The organism is Streptococcus anginosus, from assembly GCF_900636475.1.
Classification (GTDB): Bacteria; Bacillota; Bacilli; order Lactobacillales; family Streptococcaceae; genus Streptococcus; species Streptococcus anginosus.
The window spans coordinates 691,005-706,031 of sequence record NZ_LR134283.1; the positions used below are offsets into that span (position 1 = coordinate 691,005).

At 38.1% G+C, this 15,027-nt stretch carries 16 protein-coding genes; 9 read left to right on the forward strand and 7 right to left on the reverse strand.

The window, feature by feature from the left end:
• Positions 1-382: 382 nt before the first annotated feature.
• The 4 genes from EL079_RS03430 to EL079_RS03445 form a co-directional block, all read right to left on the reverse strand.
• Positions 383-1,729, reverse strand: a complete 1,347-nt coding sequence (locus EL079_RS03430; RefSeq protein ID WP_003024354.1) for a sensor histidine kinase — start codon at positions 1,727-1,729, stop codon at positions 383-385.
• Entirely contained in the window at positions 1,719-2,393 is a 675-nt protein-coding gene (locus tag EL079_RS03435) for a response regulator transcription factor (protein WP_003024352.1), read from the reverse strand. The genes EL079_RS03430 and EL079_RS03435 overlap by 11 nt, the downstream gene beginning before the upstream one ends.
• A 272-nt stretch (positions 2,394-2,665) precedes the next feature.
• A complete protein-coding gene (locus EL079_RS03440; RefSeq protein ID WP_003032188.1) occupies positions 2,666-3,124 on the reverse strand; it encodes a hypothetical protein in 459 nt (152 codons plus the stop codon).
• Positions 3,125-3,465: 341 nt separating this feature from the next.
• Positions 3,466-4,209 (reverse strand): alpha/beta fold hydrolase, encoded by a 744-nt coding sequence (locus EL079_RS03445; protein WP_003032183.1) that lies wholly within the window; start codon positions 4,207-4,209, stop codon positions 3,466-3,468.
• Between the two features lie 410 nt (positions 4,210-4,619).
• On the opposite strand from EL079_RS03445, the gene EL079_RS03450 reads away from it, so the two are divergent.
• Positions 4,620-4,868: a type II toxin-antitoxin system RelB/DinJ family antitoxin gene (locus tag EL079_RS03450; protein ID WP_003029583.1), complete on the forward strand. Its 249-nt coding sequence runs from the start codon at positions 4,620-4,622 to the stop codon at positions 4,866-4,868.
• Positions 4,865-5,161 (forward strand): type II toxin-antitoxin system RelE family toxin, encoded by a 297-nt coding sequence (locus tag EL079_RS03455; protein WP_003024343.1) that lies wholly within the window; start codon positions 4,865-4,867, stop codon positions 5,159-5,161. The genes EL079_RS03450 and EL079_RS03455 overlap by 4 nt, the downstream gene beginning before the upstream one ends.
• Before the next feature lie 109 nt (positions 5,162-5,270).
• On the opposite strand, the gene EL079_RS03460 is transcribed toward EL079_RS03455, so the two are convergent.
• Both EL079_RS03460 and EL079_RS03465 read right to left on the reverse strand, forming a co-directional pair.
• Positions 5,271-6,026 (reverse strand): hypothetical protein, encoded by a 756-nt coding sequence (locus EL079_RS03460; protein ID WP_003031299.1) that lies wholly within the window; start codon positions 6,024-6,026, stop codon positions 5,271-5,273.
• Positions 6,027-6,032: 6 nt separating this feature from the next.
• Positions 6,033-9,107 carry an SEC10/PgrA surface exclusion domain-containing protein gene (locus tag EL079_RS03465; RefSeq protein WP_003031300.1) on the reverse strand — a complete coding sequence of 1,025 codons (3,075 nt, stop codon included), beginning with the start codon at positions 9,105-9,107 and terminating at the stop codon, positions 6,033-6,035.
• 266 nt (positions 9,108-9,373) lie between these two features.
• Between EL079_RS03465 and EL079_RS03470 the strand changes: the two genes are divergently transcribed.
• A complete protein-coding gene (locus tag EL079_RS03470; protein ID WP_003031298.1) occupies positions 9,374-9,700 on the forward strand; it encodes a helix-turn-helix domain-containing protein in 327 nt (108 codons plus the stop codon).
• Between the two features lie 72 nt (positions 9,701-9,772).
• Here the strand turns inward: EL079_RS03470 and EL079_RS03475 are convergent, their stop codons facing one another.
• Positions 9,773-10,210 (reverse strand): helix-turn-helix domain-containing protein, encoded by a 438-nt coding sequence (locus tag EL079_RS03475; protein WP_018543462.1) that lies wholly within the window; start codon positions 10,208-10,210, stop codon positions 9,773-9,775.
• A gap of 119 nt (positions 10,211-10,329) precedes the next feature.
• On the opposite strand from EL079_RS03475, the gene EL079_RS03480 reads away from it, so the two are divergent.
• From EL079_RS03480 to EL079_RS03505, 6 genes are all read left to right on the forward strand, one after another.
• Positions 10,330-11,538, forward strand: a complete 1,209-nt coding sequence (locus EL079_RS03480; RefSeq protein WP_018543461.1) for a hypothetical protein — start codon at positions 10,330-10,332, stop codon at positions 11,536-11,538.
• Between the two features lie 239 nt (positions 11,539-11,777).
• A complete protein-coding gene (locus tag EL079_RS03485) occupies positions 11,778-12,092 on the forward strand; it encodes a hypothetical protein (protein ID WP_003024337.1) in 315 nt (104 codons plus the stop codon).
• Complete coding sequence (locus EL079_RS03490; RefSeq protein ID WP_003032275.1) at positions 12,089-13,243, forward strand: helicase HerA domain-containing protein; 1,155 nt, start codon at positions 12,089-12,091, stop codon at positions 13,241-13,243. The genes EL079_RS03485 and EL079_RS03490 overlap by 4 nt, the downstream gene beginning before the upstream one ends.
• 19 nt (positions 13,244-13,262) lie before the next feature.
• Positions 13,263-13,850 (forward strand): hypothetical protein, encoded by a 588-nt coding sequence (locus EL079_RS03495; protein WP_003032278.1) that lies wholly within the window; start codon positions 13,263-13,265, stop codon positions 13,848-13,850.
• Positions 13,851-14,059: 209 nt separating this feature from the next.
• Positions 14,060-14,671, forward strand: coding sequence for a replication protein (locus EL079_RS03500; protein WP_003032274.1), 612 nt, complete (start codon positions 14,060-14,062; stop codon positions 14,669-14,671).
• A 6-nt stretch (positions 14,672-14,677) separates the two neighbouring features.
• Entirely contained in the window at positions 14,678-15,019 is a 342-nt protein-coding gene (locus tag EL079_RS03505; protein WP_003041917.1) for a DUF771 domain-containing protein, read from the forward strand.
• Positions 15,020-15,027 lie beyond the last annotated feature (8 nt).

The window sequence follows — 15,027 nt, forward strand, 5'->3', positions numbered from 1 at the left end:
GCAACGAAGCAAACCAAAAGCTGGGAGTCCCGTTCGCCCGGCTGACAGTATAAACTAAAACTCAGGCAGTCCGTCCGCTCGGCTGACAGTATAAACTAAAACTTAGGCAGTCCGTCCGCCAGGATGACAGTATAAACTAAAACTCAGGCGACTCGTCCGCCTAGCTGACAGCATAAACCAAAAGTCAGACAACTCATCCGCCCGGCAGACGGAAGTAAGAAAAAATGATGTTGACATTCCCCAGCCTCAACCATTCAACTCTGCTTTTAAACAAGATAAAAACACGAACAGATCAAGATAGCTAACAACTAATCCTGACTTTGTTCGTGTTTTTTCTCATCTTCCGAAACAACCTTCCCTATGAATACAGGTTATTCCTGACTTATTTTTTCTTTCTATTGTCCGTTCTAATGGCAATCTTCACCTCAAAAATGGTTCCTTTCGGCTTATTATCTTTCACCGTAATAGTTCCTTTAAGGGCTTCTGTGATTTGCTTTGCAAGCGACAAGCCTAGACCAAAACCACCTGTCTGCCGAGTCCGTGCTTTATCAACCCGATAAAAACGATCAAAAATCTTTTTCTTATCTGCCGTACTAATCCCCGGACCATTATCTGAAACCTTTAAAAACAAATTTCGATCATTTGCAGAGATTGTCAATTCAATCACACCGTCTTCATCTGTATATTTCAGAGCATTGTCAAACAGAATCGTCATTAATTGCTTCAGCAAGGTCTTGTCTGTTTTAATCATGCGGTGAATCCTATTGTCAAATCGGAAAGTTTTCCCATTTTCTGCGGCAACCATTTCATAGTTGGTAAAGGTCGTATTAAAGAAATTTGGCTCGACATCGCCAATTTCTGGTTTAATCCCGTCGTCACGCCGTGCTAGATTAAGCAGATTTGTCGTCAACATTTTCATGTTCCGCACTTCATCCAAACTAGAAGCAATGCTTTCGCTTGATTCCATAATGGTGGCTTCTGGTTTTCTAAACAAAGTCTCCAAACGATTTTGTAAAACAGCTAGAGGCGTGCGCAACTCATGACTGGCATTTTCGACAAAACTCTTTTGCTTTTGAATGCTTTCCAACAAAGGTTTAACACTAACTCGAGCCAGATAGACACTGGCAATCAAGGAAATTCCCCAGAAACTAATCATCACAACTACAATCAGCTGCTCATGATTTTGACTAGTTTGTTCCAACTGACTGATATTGATAAAGACCGCTGCATATTTGACATTGGTTTCCAAATTTGGGATTTTCACTTCAAATAAAATCATCCGATAGGTTTCTTGTCGACCATAATTGCTTTTAACCTGGACTTGCCGAATGCGATCCAATTGCTTGCTATTAAAGGAAAGTTTATTAAGTCCCAGAAAATTATTGCTTGTAATGATTGGCTTATAATTCTTATCAAATAAAATAACTTCCGTATTGGCACTGACATTTGGTTTATCAGTAAGCTCTTTGTCACCCGTATCGGTTTTAGGCTCTCCGTTGTCTGACTTCTGTTCCATCCCCACTCTCCGAGCGAGCGCCAAATTGATGACAGAAGCGGAATCCTGACTGAGACTTTTCAAGTTATTATCGACCGTTGTATAAAGGCTTGAGCGCATCACCTGAATGATAATCAAAGTCATGGCTGAGAAAATGAGAGTAAAAATACCAAAATTGCGAATGAAATAAGAAAAATCATCCGCATACCATGTTTTTTTTAGTTTATTCAGCATCTTTTAAAATATATCCGACACTACGAAGCGTTTGAAGATTGTTCGCAAAGGTCGTACCTTTCAATTTTTTCCGGATTTTTGAGACATAAACTTCTACAACTGAAATCGTTGTATCACTATCAAATCCCCACAAGCGATCGAAAATCTGTGTCTTAGGCAAAATAACGTTTTGATTTTGCAAGAAATACACCAGCAAGTCAAATTCTTTTCCGAGCAATTCTACTTCATTTCCGTCTACAAGTGTAGTGTTTGTTGATAAATTAACAGTGACATCGCCATAAGAAAGGGTGTTTTCATTGAACTTGCCAGAACGCTTCAAGAGAGCTTGAATCCGCATTTTTAATTCTTCCAGATAAAATGGTTTGGTCAAATAATCGTCAGCTCCCAGTTCAAAACCATGTCCTTTATCATTCAAACTTTCTTTGGCTGTCATAATCAAAACAGGTGTGGTAACGCCTTTTTCACGCAATTCTTTCAATACTTGGAAACCGTCTTTTTCTGGCAACATCAGATCAAGCAAGATAAGGTCGTACACGCCACTCTCAGCCTCGTACAATCCTTCCTCACCGTCAAAAACTTGCATGACATCTGCAAAATCATCCAAAAAATCAAATACTGAATTAGATAGACCGAGGTCGTCTTCCACTAATAGAATCTTAATCATATGCTTTTCCTTCTAAAATACGAGTTTGGGACAAAAGTCTCCAGTTTCAAAATTCGTTATGCACTAAACTAACGATGCAGTAGCTGATTGCTCAAAACAGTACTTTGAGGCTTAATGGGATAAGGCCACGAACTAAAAAACATTTTGAATGTTCAGTTCTGCCCGCTCCCTTCATCGTGAACTAAGTAATGCTTTCGCATTGTCTTGCCAAAAATCAATCTACTGACTTTCTATTATTCTGATTCTATTATATCATGACTTTCTCTGAAATATTAAGAATTTGTTGTATTTGAATCATTATTTTCTGTCGTGCTACTATTCTTATCTGATTTGGTTGAACCGTCAGCATTTGATGGAGCTTTTTTCTTTGAGTTATTACTGTTTCCTGAGCCATTTTGGCTGTTACTATTGTCACTTTGTTCGTCATTTTGTTGGGGTGGCATTCCGTTTGGACCGCCTTGATTATTTCCATTTTGTCCACCTGGGGGCATTCCCGGACCACCTTGATTTGGCTGCGAATTTCCCTGTTGTTGATTATTTTGTGCCTGAGTTGTTGTGCTTGTCTGTACTCTTGCCTGCTGATTGAGTGCATTTGTCGCTAAAGAGCCAATGCCTAGCCCACCGAGAAGACCAACAGCGAGTGCCCCGCTTGCTACAACAGTCATCCACCATTTGGTACTTTTTTCAACCATGATCATCTTCTCTTTCTTACTTGTGTTCTCTTGTTTCATTTTTGTCAAATTCCTTCTTTCTATTTTTAAGCGATCAGAGATTGCATTCCAAAGAGTATTGCCACAATAACTCCTTTGATGCCAAGATTTATCAGACAAACAAATTTAACTTTGAGTTTTTCATCTCATCACGTCCTTTCTTTTGAATGGAACTATCATATCTACTTTTTCTTAAAAGTGACTGAATTTTTTCTTAAAAGAAACTAAAAATAAAGAGAGAAAATAGTAAAATGATACACAAAATATAAAAAGAAAAAACTAAATCAGAATATTCCAATTTAGTTTAGAAGATTATCTCATAAAATTTGTCCTAGAAAAGGCAAAGAGCAAAGTCTCTTTTCTCAAAAGAGTGACCTAATTTCCATTTTATCCTCAAGTAATGCTGCTATTTCTTTCGGTTTTTCCATATACAATGAATGACTACAGCTAGTCATTTCTATGAGGTTTAGAAAGTTCGGGATGGTCTGTATAGCCCTCTTTTTCCAAATTGGTGTTTCCTTGTTTATTTCTGGAATGAACAAAATTACATTTTTATTTTTCAAAAAGGACAAATTTCTAAAAGCTTGCCGTCTTATTGTCAATAAATGAGTCATTAACTTTTCAGATAAGCTTAAATACCAATGTTTTTGAACTTTATCAAAAACAAAACTTTCTTTTGCCGCCCTCTCCAAATTTTCTGACCATACAGCAGAGCTTTGTTTTTCAGTTATAACAGCTTTCTTTAGGCTCTCATAAACATTCGTTTGAAGATAATTCAGAGAATCTTCAATTTCTACATTCAAAGGGCAAATTTTATCCATATTAATGTATCCACCATCTAATAAGACGAGATGCGTAATTTTATCATAGACACTTGTTAGATAAACTGCTAAATCTGCTCCCAAAGAATGGGCTATTAACAGAATATCGTCATCCATATCAACTTGTGCCATAAACCAATCTTTCAACGCCTGTAATGAAATCAGTTGCTCTTCCAACCTAGAATCATAACTATCTAGATAAGTAACTGGAAAAGACAGTGCATTAAAAAAGTCCTGGGGATAATAGCAATTGCAGCCTAGTCCTCCAATAAAATAAGCCTTCATATTCTTATCCTTTCAGTCAGATGTTTCCAAAACAAACTTTACTTTTATATTTTATTGAGAATAACAAGCAAATATTGAACTCAAAAAACACAAAAGCCCTTCAATAATAAGGACTTTTGAGGGCACGTTATGTCCCCTGCCAGTAAAATTACGTTAAATTAAGTTAAAATAAAAAACAGAAATCGCATGAAATCAAGGTTTTATCACTTGCTTTAGAATATAAAAAAACAATTTTTTGAACAGATTTTGAACAAACTTTGTAAACTATCAATTCTCAACATGAGCAAGATTGCTTTTGCATTGAATCAAAAACTCACCATTAACATTGGCTAATATCAGCTTTTATATCAAATTGACAGATGAAGACATTAGGTATATAATATACTCATGATATAAAAGGAGGTGCAAAAATGGCTCTCACAAAAAATAAGTCAAGATTAAATTTGAATATTGATTCCGACCTAAAAGAAAATGTAGGGAAAATTTTATCAGAAATGGGACTAGACTACACAACGGCTATCAATATCTATTTCAGAAAAATTTTAACTGAGCAAAAAATACCTTTTGAAATTAGTATTCGTAAAAATTTGACTGTTGATGAAATTTTTGGGAAAAATTGGAGAGACGGCTTAGACGAAATTGAGGACGATTGGGAATGACCTACCAAGTTGAATTAACTCCAGATGCTCAAAATGATTTAGCTAAATTAGATAACAGTCAAATCATTCATGTTAGAAAATCTTTACTCAAACTAGAACAAAATGGTCCTAAAGTCGGTGAAGCTCTCCACGGTAAGTTAGCAGGCTATCGCAAATTAAAACATAGAAAATTAGGTTTAAGAGTTATCTTTAGAGAAACGAGCAACGGAATTGAGATTATAGAAGTCATTGCGATTGGCAAACGGAGTGATTCTGAAATCTATAAGATTGCTGAAAAAAGAATTTTGCCTTAATTGATTTTTATTATACTATAAAAGCCCTAGTATTTTAAAACTAGAGCTTTTTTATTGACTTTTCCCACATGTGGAATAATTCTAAGTCAGCTTCATTTTACATGCTATATCATCTTGCTTTAATACCTACCCCATTGCGTCTAATATCTTCAAGGTTTCTATTGATTTTTGAAGATTCATTTCGAGCATTTTGCATGTCTTGCCGTAGGCGATTCGTAGATTCGCGAACCTCTGCCATGACTTGATTATGATTTTGACGTAACTGTCTCTCTAATTGTTTTTGCTGTTGTAACATTTTTTGTTGATGTTGTTCTGTGCGCCATAGATTAGCCGCTTCTTGAAAATTCATTGCACGATAATCTTTTAAAAGAACAATCATTCCTGCAAAGTCTTCTAATTTACAAAAATTATCAGGAATAAGAGAAATGAAATATGAGAAGGTTGGATCGCTTTCTAACTCTTGTTTTTCTTGATTATCCGATTGATACTGCGTTGTATTTGTTACCTCAAGAGTTGCTTCTTCTAATACTTTCTCAGCTTCTGCTTTTTTTAGACTATAACTAATCATAAAAAGTCTCGTAAATACTTGTCCCGCTAAGTATGCGATTGGTGATTGTCGTATAGTAGCAAAAGTAGGATCGGAGAGGAATACTGCTGCAGCAAAAACAAGACCCGCTATATTAGCTATTCTGTTCTTTTTTCTTTTAGTTGCTTGTTTTAATCGAAGTTGACGATTTGCTTTAATTGCTTTTTGCATCTTATTATTAAGAACGATAATTCTGTCTCCTTGTACATAAAGCAAACTCAAAATATCAAGCAATTCTTCTCTATTAAAATCACTAATAGTTAACTTTCCTTCCGCCATATTCCCTTATCCTTTTCTTCCAAGTTTTCTACGTACACCAAAGCTAAGACTTGCTAAGATTTCCATACCTATCAATGCCAGCCATGAACCTTTTTCTCCAGTTTGTGGGAGTTGTTTGTCAGCTCGGCTATAAATATAACTTGAGTGAATGATTGGGCGAATCTTTTTGCTTGTGGTCATTGGTTTGGTAGCATGACGCATTGAAAGAGCTTGTGCTTTTTCTTCTGCTGCTTTCTTAGAGGTAACCCACTCCTCATACGCCTTCTTCACCGCATCATACTGGCTATTTGCATCCCGTTGGTCTTTCAACAGCTCCGCCAACTTGCTACGTGCTTCCAACGTCTTCGCAACGGCTTCCTTATGCTTCGCACTTGCTACTTCATACTCAGCTACCGCTTCACCAAGCAACTTATCCGCATTCTTATACATGGCCAGCAAGTTTTGTTGGTCTTTCAACTTGTCTTCCAGCACTGCACGTTCCGCCACCAATTTGGCTTCCACGGCTTTAGCAGCTGCCACCGCTTGTTCAGCAGCTACCAATTTGGCATCTTCATTTGCTTTACTTGCTTTCAACACAGCCAAGTTGTTTTCAGCTGCCGTCAAGGCTTGTTCTGCGGTACGAAGTGCCACTTGTTTTTCTTTGATAGATGCTTTCAAGTTGGCAACCGCTTTGTCTGCCGCATCTTTACGAGCTTGTGCATCCTTGCGAGCAGTCGTTGCTTTTTCAAGGGCTTCACTAGCCGCTGGTGTAGCGTCTTTCACCCCGGTGAGTGCTGCCAATTTGGCTTTGGTAGCGTTGAGCATCTGTTGCGCCTCCACTGCTTTGCTTTCTGCTTCACGAAGGGCGGTTGCAGCCTTTTGAGCCGCTTCTTCTTTGGCAGCCAAGACCGCTTGCGCTTTTTGCAATGCAACTTGTTTTTCTTGAATCGATGCGTTGAGGTTGGCAACCGCTTTGTCTGCACTCGCTTTGCGGGTTTCTGCGCTAGTACGCGTTGCAACTGCTGCACGGTGTGCCATTTCAGCGCTAGGTGTTTGAAGCGCTTGGTTGCGTACAGTAGCCAATTCGCTTTGTGTTGTGCTCAGTGCTTGATGAGCTGCATCAGAAGCAGCTTGTTTAGCAGTCAGAACCCCATTGGCTTCATTGAAGGCTGTGAGTGCTGCTTGAAAGTCACTTTCGGCTTGAGCCAAGTCTTTTTCCAATTGCGTCGTGTCATATGGGTCTGGTAGGGCTTGACCAGCATATTTATCACTGAATCCCACATAGTGCATGCGACCAAGTCCGTTTGGCGTCACACTGGATGCGACACCGATGACGTCATCATCTTGTTCATTACCAAGCATGTTAGACATATGACCAAAATCGCTATGGTAGTCGTTTACCATCATTCCAATAATGGTTCCTGCAATAAAACGATACATTTCGGTCATAGTTGTGGTGCGATTGCGAAGTGTGCTTAGATTTTCACTCATCCACGTCAATTTTGATGAAGGTCTTTCACCAGCAGCCAGTGCGGCATGACTGTGACCAGACGACCATGGTTTGTTTTCTTTGGCATACGCTTCGGCAACCTTTTGTACATAGTCCATCGCTTCTTCGGTGGTATACGTTTTCACCCTAGTACCCCAGAATTGGCGACGAACCGCTGTAATCAAGTGGGCATAATATTGGGTTAAGGCTTTTGCTTGTTCACGAGTCATATGAGCTGGATCAACCGTTGATGGATCAATTGGTACATTTCCATGACGCTCAATATCGTAAGCACCTTCTGCAATCCACTTATTGAAGACTTCTTGAAGTGCATCTTTATCGGCTTCTTCACGATCAGATGCCAAATACTTCTTATACGCATCAATCACATATTGTGGCACATTAATGGTAGATAACTTCTTCTTAGCATCCAATTCTTTCCGCAACGCATCACGTTTGGCTTCGGCTGCTTCTTTGGCTGCTTTCTTGGCTTCGGCATTTTTCTTAGCTTCCGCAAGGGCATTTTCGGCGTCCGTTTTAGCGACCGTTTGATCTGCTTCTTTTGCGGTTAGGTTCTTGATTTGAGCATCACGATCGGCGTCTGCTTTCTTGGCTTCGTCCAATTTTTGAGCGGCTTCCACTTCTTTGGTTTTGGCGGCAGAAAGAGCCTTTTGAGCCGCTTTTTGTTCGTCCAAGACCTTTTGGGCACCTGTACCATCGAGCGCTGCCTGAGCCGTTTCTACGGCCTTTTGAGCCGTGTTGACATCCGCTTTAGCAGCAGTATCCGTTGCCTTTTTTGCAGCAGCATCGGTTGCGGTGTCGGTTGCCGTTTTGCTTTGAGTGGTTTCTTGGTTTTTCAAGTCCTTGATTTGGGCATGACGTTCGGCATCTGCCTTTTTAGCGGCTGCCAATTTTTGAGTGGCATCGCTTTCTGCATTTTTAGCATCTTCTAAGCCTTTGTTGGCGGCTTTTTGTTCATCAAGAGCTTTTTGTTCCCCGGTGCCCTCGAGCGCTGCTTTGGCGGTATCGACACCTTTTTTAGCCGTATCAACTGCTTTTTGTCCAGCTTCTACCCCTTTTTGGGCTTGTTCTACCGCTTGTTTTTGGGTAGTAGCCGCGTCAGTCGCTTTTTGTGTGGCGTTAGCTGCAGTATCACTTGCTTTTTGATTTTGTGCAATCTCTTTTTGCGTATCAGCTACGCCTTTTTCCGCTTGGGCAATCGCATCTGGTGTAGCTGCAGCCTTATTCTTTTCCGCTTCGGCTACTTTTGCGGTAGCATCTTCTACCGCCTTTTGGCTGCTCTCTTCCATTTGAGCACTTTCAGCTACTTTCCCGGCTTGGTCGGTCACCGCTTGATCGGCTTGTTGCTTAATCCCATGCGCTTCCTCAACCGTCTTCTCTGTTGGGGTGGTGGTGATCGCAGCACCATCCTTTGTCAATAGAACACCGTCTAAGACTTTAATATTATGCGCCTTGGGTGCTGTTACATCAGAAGACAGACTAGTTGACGGTTTGGTCAATTCTTCTGCTTGCACAGTTGCCCCACTAGCTACACCAAACGCAGCCAGTGCTATAGCTCCTGTTGCCGTACCTTTAATAACCTTGTTTCCCATAGTTCCTCCTGTTTTTTAACTTTTAGGAAGGCTTGACTTTGTAGTCAAGCCTTGTTATATGTAGTATAACAAGCGTTTTTGTCAAGTATTTAGCATGATTTTTGAAAAATTTTTGAGAAAAACGTTCCGTTCCCCTATCCAACCTTAAAAAGTTGTAACAGATTGATTATAGCACCTAAAACTAATCTTGTAAAGTTATTAATCAACCTTTTGAGAAGTTATCTTTCTCCCTAAAAATCGGTATCATGGAGAAAAAGAGGTACGATATGAAAGAATTATTACGAGATTACATTGGGAAAAGAATCCGCCTTTTAAGATTAGAAAGAGGAATGACCCAAGAACAACTGGAAGAACGAGCGGATTTAGGCACAAATTACGTTTATAAACTAGAGCATCTTGCCCCAAATGTCAAAATCAACACTCTTGAAAGAGTGATGCAAGCCCTAGAAGTTGATATTGAAACCTTTTTTGATATGGTACCAGATAAGGAAAAAGAAGATGATTTGACCCAATTGGTGCAACATCTGAAATCACTCCCACAAGAAAAACAAAAGAAAGTGATTGATGCCATTACCGTATTATTAGAGAGTTGAGCGTTTTAAATCAATCTATAAATAAAAAAACAACTTAGAACTAAGATTTTGAACTTAGACTTTAAGTTGTTTTTATTTTTCATTTTTTATCAATTCTTTTGCCATTTTTGTCAACGGTTCCTCTTTTATTTTGATTAACAAGTCATTACAATCCTCTATGCTCATCTGTTTTTGACTAGCTTTATCTAAAAAGTATTGATAATAGATGTCTTTACCATACGGTTGCAATTTATAGCCTGCTGTTTCAATTAAGGAGTGGCTAATAAATGTTGGTAATTGCAACGCAACACAAATAGCAATAATCGTTTCTAACTGTGGTTTATCAACTACTCCTTTCCTTAATTGCGAGACTGTCTTTTCACCCAAAGAGGAAAGCTCTGCTAATTTCCTATTAGTAAGTTGAAAATAATTCATTAATTCTGTCAACGTATCTTTAAATCGCAATTGTAAACAAGGTACCATTTTTTGATAATTATCCAACTCTTTTTTGAAGTCATCTTTCGATTTCACAGGAACTTCCCTCCTTTCTGGCTTTCTTAATTGTATTTTACAACACCATTCACAAGACAGACTAGAGATTTTTTGATATAATTTCAACTGAAAAAATCCGATTAAAGGAGGGAAGTAAATTGTTTTATCATTTAAAGAACTATTTCTACTCAGAATCACAAAAAAGAATAAATAATAGAATAGATTCTATTAATCAGAAACGTCTAGAGCAAAAAAGAGCAGGGAAAAAAGTTTCTAAATTGACCAAAGGAAAACTATATCCAAATAAAACTCAAAAAATTATCAAACTCTTAACAACTAATGACATTGATGTTACTTCTGAGTTTTTATCTCCAGCTATTGCCAACTCTATCCTTCTCAATATGAAATATATGGAAGATAAAGTGATTTATCAAAATGAAGAAGATAAAGAAGGTATAAAGTTTAAAAAAGAAAAACGAGAAAACTTAGAATTTTTAAATGTATCTGAAATTTATTGGGGAACAGATGAAGAAATGGATATGTTTAGTTGGAAATTCCATTTTCTGGCAAATTTATTTCGAGATATATTAGATCATCAATTTGAAGAAGCTTGTTTTGATAGGGAGGAAAATAGAGAAAAAGCAAGAGAACTAGTTGAAGAGACACTACAAGAATATGTCCCCTATGCTAGTTATCAAGCATATGAACAAGTCTTTTCACAGGAAGATGCTCACGCAGAATTTATAGAGTATCAGTTGGGAGAATATACTCCTACATTACTGGATATTCATTATAAGGAGCGACATGTCAATGCTTTTGAAGGTGCTATCTTTTATTTTTGTCAATTAGCCCTCTCTGATACTTTAGTTGATAAATTCTCTTTTTTAATCAACCAACCTCTAAGGTACGAAAGTAAAGAAAAAAAACAATTTGTCGTGAAGTATACAGAAGCCAATTTTCGCTATTTTGATAAATTTATAATTTCTTTTATTGAATACACACTGATTCCTATTTTAGAAGATAGAAAAAATTTTATTCAATTTTCATTAGGGAAGAGGGTTTATCAATTAATTATTCAAGATTTAGAAATGGAAGCATTTATAGAATTTCAAAATCTAACAAACGGAAAAAATAAAGATACTTATGATAAATTCATTGAATCTGAGGCTTATATCTTAGGACTTATTGAATTGCTTGAAGCGAGTAACAGCTATCTAGACAGACTAAGTGATATTCAACTAAATTCACACGGAGATATAGAGCTTCAATATTTTAATAGTGAAGTGTTCAAGGAAGATACTTCTGACAAGTATTTTTCTTCTCAAAGATCTGCTTATCTTAAAACCTTATCTGTAAAAAATCTGTAGAAATTCTATTTTTTAGGTAAATTTTTTCAAGAACTTGGACTTCTCAAGTCATGCTCTTGAAATATCCATTTAAAGCCTTTTAGAGATGTCACTCTCTCAAATAAGGCTTTTTCTTATGCTCAAAACAACTCTAAATACGACTTGACAAGTCCTATCAATCCAGCCTCAGATTGCTATACTTATACTCAGGCAAGGGGCCCACTTGCAAAAATAAAAACTAACAAGGAGGTTTTCCGCCCATGAGGAAAATCACTCAATCTGGTTATAGTTCAGAACTCGCTAATCATACACTTGATTCAAACAAAGAGATTTATCTCTTGAGTACAGAGCTAGAACCGCAATATCGTTTTGAAAATAATCATCGTACAGATGAGATTGTAGCTTATCGCGCTTGGTTCACGCAAGAAGGGCTGCCACCTTTTACGGTGAAATTCGCTAAAAAGATTGCGCTACCAAGCTACTTGTCTGCCGTCAGCTTTGACAACTTAGAAGCCTGCGAAGTTCGTTACAATATCTACTTCCGTGCTGATGAAGTACATGAGGTGAAATCATGAGTTTGAGCATGCAACATCAAAAGCAGGCTCAACTGTCACGAAACCCACTAGACCAAACCGCATCTAGTGGGGCCTTCCGTGACCCCCATGAGTTATGCACTTTTATTCAACGAAACCTAAACAATGCCCTCGATGTCAACGGTGAGACGAGCTATACAAATTCGTTTATGATTCGTCTGGCTGGCAATGACCGCGGCTTTCTCTATCTGCCAAATCTGCCCGTTTCCTACTCCCTTGACAATCAGCTTTATATGAAGATATACGCAATCTGTTCAGGAATTTTATACCCTTACAAAACTTTGTTACCGCAGACCAATGCTTACTTTGTTCCTTACGACCCCGAAGAGCCCAACCTCGCACGAGCCCTCTTTTTTCCTTGGATTGACGGGATTCCAGAGCGTCTAATGATTGAAAATATTGACCAGTTTATTGCTACAGAAGTAACTAGCAACCGCATTCCAATCATGGCAAACAAGGTCAGTTTAAATATGGACAACATTGTTCACCTAGCCGTTAGCGGTTCATCGGGGTCAGGAAAATCAAAATTCACTGAATATTTAATTAGATGCTTAAACGCTGATACTGCTACTCATCTCTTGCTCGTTGATCCAAAATTATCTCAAATTTACAAACTAGGAAGAGAACTAAACTTAGAAGTTTTATCTCCCACTTTTGGTTCTAATCTAAATAGCTTCATTACAGAAATCAACGAACTTCTAGGACGAGTGATAAACAAGATTTACGAGCGGCAACAGAAATTGCTTATCAATCCTAGTACAAATTTTTCAAAGATTTACGTTGTAATTGATGAACTCCTTGCCTTGGTGCAAGGCAGCTCGAAGCAGGCAAGAGATACTTTCTCTCAATTACTTGGAACGATTGCCCTGTTAGGACGTGAGACACAAGTCAGCTTAATTCTCATCTCTCAACGCTTTGACGCAACTGCCTTTGGTGGAAATACAGCCGTTCGAGAACAAATCAATTGCGCCATTATTCTAGGTGACATCAACACGAATACAACGCAGTTCTTATTGCCTCATGCAAATATTGACAATATTGTTGTCCCAGCTGGCATTGGGACGGGTATCATCAAGTTTACAGATGATCAGCACAACAATCACATTATGCCACTACTGACGCCTACCTATTGATAAAGGAGATTCTATTCTTATGAATACTTTTAAACTTTCATTCAAATCCATAAATTTTTATAACATATTTTATATTTTACTCATACCCTTGCTTCTAACAGGCGGAGGCGGACTTCTCCTCAAATTATGCTTAGTTGTTTTTCAAACACCTTTGATCATCACAAATATCTTTACTTTTCTTTCTGCTAAACTGTTAGCTCTCGCATTGAGACTGTTCCTATTACTTCTTGGGATAACAGCGATAAAATGGTTGCTAAATCAAAAACTCAATATGTGGAAATCTCTTTATTACACAAATAAAATCAGAAGATTTGCATATACCACCTCTGAAAAGTCTCTGAATATCGGACAAGATAAGATTCCTTATAGCGTTGCCGATAAACGTCTTGCCAATCGCTCGCTATTGTCTTTAACAGTCGAATGTGAAGAAGATAAAATCATCACTTCTATAAAGTTACCTGCCAATCATAAAGCTATGAAAATTGTCAAAGAGTTATTGCCCGATATTAAAAATCATTTGACAGAGCTGGACCCTGCTTATAGCTTTAATGATTTCACGCTTGAAAGCTACCGCGTTTATCAAGCCATTGGTACTCGCACAAAATAGGTGCTTCTGCGGCTTTGTCGGAACAGACAAAGAGCCGCAGAAAAGCACCCCATTTCAAACAGGAAGCAGAATAGAAATAGCGTAGTCTTTTCTATTCTGGTGACGGTTCCCGCTGATAAGCGGGAAATGGCGATAGGAACTACTGGGGTTACTACGACCCCCAGTAGTTCAATAATCAATAATCAAATCATTAGAAAGGTTGATCTATTATGCCTCTAACAAAACGTTCTAACAAGTGGGCTTTTCTCCTCTACAAAGAAAGTGCGCCCGAAAACTATATTGACATTTTAGAAGAAATGCAAGTCCCTTATATTTTGAGCCCATGGCATGACCAAGATGTGGACAAAAAAACGGGTGAACTATTAAAAGCCCATAAACACGGGGCTCTCTTCTTTGATTCTTTGAAGAGCTATACGCAAGTATCAGAACTTCTTACCGAAAATCTAAACACTCCTAAAAAGGTGCAAATTGTCTTCTCTCCAACGGGAATGTTTGATTATTTTACTCATGCACAAAACCCAGAAAAAACACCTTATGATGTCGAAGATATCGAAAGCGGTGCAGGGTTTGACCTTGATCGGTTCTTAGTTGAACAACAATCTGAGCGCTTTATCAATGAAACCATTGACCTTATTAACGATTACAATTTCACCGAATTTCAAGACCTCGTGATCTATGCCAGATACAACAGCTCTCGCATGCTAACATTGATTATGACTAATACCTACTTTTTTACAAAATTTATAGAATCAAAACGCTATCGCGAGAGCAGACACATCAAAGATGTGACCATCATTGACCAAGAAATGGATACGGACTAACTGCCTATGAAACCAACCACCCTACAAATTGACTTAAAAAATATTACGATACAACTCCCATCCGATAAAATTATCGTTGACCGTTCCGAATATGAAGAACTCAAAAAAATCTCCTCAAAAGGGCGTTATCTAACGCTCTCTGAGGTTTTAGAGCTTCTTTCTGTCTCTCGTCCATGGCTACTCGAAAACGTGCTCTATAAGCCTGAGATTCGTAAGCAAATTGACATTGATAAAAATAGCAATGGCTTTGTGAAATACCCAGATAGTCAAGGCGGACGCTATTACTTTCTGGCAAGCAAAACCAAAGAATTTTTCGAGGATCATTTTGCAAAAATTTTTGAATTATGATAAGATAA